Source organism: Rathayibacter sp. AY2B7, from assembly GCF_002931635.1.
Lineage (GTDB): Bacteria > Actinomycetota > Actinomycetes > Actinomycetales > Microbacteriaceae > Rathayibacter.
Genome location: NZ_PSUC01000180.1, coordinates 1 through 3149 on the forward strand (window position 1 = coordinate 1; position 3149 = coordinate 3149).

Below are 3149 nucleotides of genomic sequence, written 5' to 3' on the forward strand. Positions count from 1 at the left end.
GGCCCCCCTCCGCCCGGCCCGGGGTCGCATCAGGAGGCGAGCAGCGCCTCGGTCTCGCGGCGCAGCTCGAGCGCCTCGGCGAGGGACTCGTCGATGATGACGTCGTCCCAGCCGACCGTCGCGCCCTGCGCGATGTCGTTGCGCAGCTCGACGTGGTGGGCGAGCGCGACGGGGAGGGCGCCGGTGGCGACCGAGTGCTTCGCGGAGACGAGCTTGCCGTAGACGGTGAAGCCGCCCTCGCCGTCGAGGAACTCGCCGGCCTTGAGGTCCTTCTTGGCCGTCGCGACCACGTCGCCGTAGAAGCCCTCGGGGTGGCCGGTCGAGATGCCGCGCAGGGCGGCGTTGGCGATCGACATGTTCAGCTCGAGGCCGACGTAGTGGTACGGGCGGTAGAGCGCCGCGTACTGCTTGGTCGGGTCCGGGTGCCACGGGTACTCGTCGAAGCAGGTCGACACGTAGGGGTTGGTCGCCTTGACGACGACGTAGACGCCCTCCTGGGTGTTGTGCGGGATGAGCGCGCCGTCGCGGGTGACGCTCGACATCACGTCGACGGTGCCCTCGTGGTCGAGCGCTCCGCCGATCGAGCGGGGGCGGCTGATCGTGGCGATCTCCTCGACGTCGCCCGGGGTGAAGGTGAGGCCGGCGTCGGAGGGGACGAGCCCGGCCGCGTTGGCGACGGCGGCCATCTCGATGGCGGCCTTGGTGCCGTCGCGGAACGAGGTGTGCATGTAGGGGTTGAGCTGGCCGGAGTCGGTGAGCTCCTTGCTGAACTCCCAGTTCTCCCAGACGTTGTCGGGGTTCATCTGGTGGTAATGCTCGAGGTACTTGGCGCCCTTGCCGGCGCAGACGACGTCGAAGCCGCTGGTGCGGGCCCAGTCGACGAGCTCCATGATGAGGGCCGGCTGGTCGCCGTAGGCCATCGAGTAGACGATGCCCGCCTTCTCCGCCCGCTTGGCGAGCGCCGGTCCGGCGAGGGCGTCGGCCTCGACGGTGACCATGATGATGTGCTTGCCGGTCTCGATCGCGCGGAGGGCGTGGTGCACGCCGACGATGGGGTTGCCGGTCGCCTCGACGATGACGTCGATGTCGTGCTCGAAGAGGACGGCCGCGTTGTCGACGATGGTGGTGGTGCGGTTGGCGAGCGCCTCGGGGATGTCGGCAGCCATCGCCTCGGCGGGCCAGTCGACCAGCTCGAAGGCGCCGCGGGCCCGGGCCACGTTCACGTCGGCGATGGCGACCACGTGGACGCCGGGGATGTTGCGCGCCTGCGAGAGGTACATGGTGCCGTAGCGGCCGGCGCCGATCAGCCCGACGCGGATGGGGCGGCCCTCGCGTTCGCGATCGCCGAGGAGTTTGTACAGGTTCACGTTGACCTCTCTGGTCCGGTGGCGCACGGACGCGGAGAGCCGCCGGTGAGGGCGGTGGACGTCGTCGTCGTGCGCAGTCTTCTTCGGAGGAATTCTGCTGACCGGTCGGGGTGGAACCGGTACCAGTTTTGTACCAGCGCCCGTTAGGCTGTGTCAACAGCAGTTCGCATCGCGGCGTTCGACGAGGACCCCGCCAGCCCCCGGGAGGACCCGTGCAGAAAGCTCCGACGATCCGCGATGTCGCCCGCACCGCGGGCGTCTCGGTCTCGGTCGTCTCCCGCGTGCTCAACGACGGCACCGGCCCGGTCGCGGTCGACACGCGGCGCCGCGTGGTCGAGGCGATCGACGAGCTCGGCTTCCGCCCCCGCGCCGCCGCCCGCGAGCTCAGCCAGGGGCAGGCCCTCGCGATCGGCCTGGTCCTGCCCGACCTCACCAACCCGTTCTTCGCCCGCCTCGCCGACAAGGTGGTCTGGGAGGCGCGCGCCCGCGGGGCCCAGGTGCTCCTGGTCACCACGCAGGAGGACTCCCACGTCGAGGGCGAGTCGCTCACGAGCCTGCTCGACCGCTCCGTCGGGGGCGTGATCGCCACCCCCTCCGGCGACAACCTCGAGAAGTGGTCGCGCCTGCGCCGCGCCGGGGTCGACGTGGTCTTCGTCGACCGCACCACGCCCGGGCTCGACGACGTCGACGTCGTGAGCATCGGCAACTCCGCCTCCGCCGCGCGGGCCACCGACCACCTGATCGCGCTCGGCCACACCCGGATCGCGATCCTCTCCGGACCCGCGCACACCTCCACCGGCCAGGCCCGCGTCGCCGGGTACCGCGCCTCCCTCACCTCGGCCGGCCTGCCGCTGGACTCCACGCTCGTGCGCGACGTGCCCTTCCGCGGCGACGTCGGCGGCGAGGCGGTCGCCGCCCTCCTCGCGCTGCCGGAGCCGCCGACCGCGCTCGTCGTCGCCAACACCGCGCAGGTGCGCAGCGCCGTGCACCGGCTCTTCCAGCTCGGCATCCGGATCCCGGAGGCCCTCTCGGTCGTCGTGTTCGACGACAACCCGTGGAGCGAGCTGGTCACCCCGCCGCTCAGCGTCGTCCGCCAGCCGATCGACATGCTCGCCCGTCACAGCGTCGAGCTCGTCCTCGCCCGCATGCAGGGCCGCCTCCCCGAGGCCCCGCAGCACATCGAGGTGCAGGCCGACCTCGTCATCCGCTCCAGCTGCGCCGCACCCCCGCGGCGCTGATCCTCTCCCCCTCCGAAAGGCACGCCATGTCCGATCCCGTCGTCGTCACCGCGATCTTCACTCCCGCCGAGGGGCAGCGCGACGCGCTCGTCGCCGCCCTCTCCACCGCCATCGCGGAGGTGCACGAGGAGGAGGGCTGCGAGCTCTACGCGATCCACGACTCGCCCGACGGCACCATCGTCATGCTGGAGAAGTGGACGAGCGGCGATCTGCTCGACGCGCACGGCGCCGGCGAGCCGGTCGTCCGCCTCAACGCGGCGATCCGCGGACTCGTCGCCCACCCGCCCGTCGTGACGCGGCTCGTCCCGATCCCGGCCGGCACCTCGCAGCAGGGCGAGCTCTAGCACCCGGGGGCGGGGCCGCTCCGGATCCGGATCGCGCGCCTCCCGCCGGAAACGCGCGCGAAACAGAGGAGGCCTACGGTCGGGAGCGACCCCGCCGCCCCGGCCGCTCCCTGGAGGATCCGCGTCACGACGGGCGGGTGGGCGACGAGTCCGCGGATCGCCGCGTTGAGGCGGACGACCGGCTCGCCGGCGCCGTGCGC

Annotated in this window: 3 protein-coding genes; 2 read left to right on the forward strand and 1 reads right to left on the reverse strand. The window is 72.2% G+C overall.

The genetic code is table 11. From position 1 onward, the window contains the following. Positions 1–29: 29 nt before the first annotated feature. A complete protein-coding gene (locus tag C5C27_RS17030; protein WP_104251308.1) occupies positions 30–1367 on the reverse strand; it encodes an NAD(P)H-dependent oxidoreductase in 1338 nt (445 codons plus the stop codon). 212 nt (positions 1368–1579) lie between these two features. On the opposite strand from C5C27_RS17030, the gene C5C27_RS17035 reads away from it, so the two are divergent. Beyond that, positions 1580–2605, forward strand: a complete 1026-nt coding sequence (locus tag C5C27_RS17035; protein ID WP_104239700.1) for a LacI family DNA-binding transcriptional regulator — start codon at positions 1580–1582, stop codon at positions 2603–2605. Positions 2606–2631: 26 nt separating this feature from the next. Further along, complete coding sequence (locus C5C27_RS17040; protein ID WP_104224889.1) at positions 2632–2949, forward strand: putative quinol monooxygenase; 318 nt, start codon at positions 2632–2634, stop codon at positions 2947–2949. The last annotated feature ends 200 nt before the right edge of the window (positions 2950–3149 follow it).

Coding starts and splice junctions, on each gene's coding strand:
- C5C27_RS17040 (WP_104224889.1), top strand. CDS start 2,632: ATGTCCGATCCCGTCGTCGTCACCGCGATCTTCACTCCCGCCGAGGGG.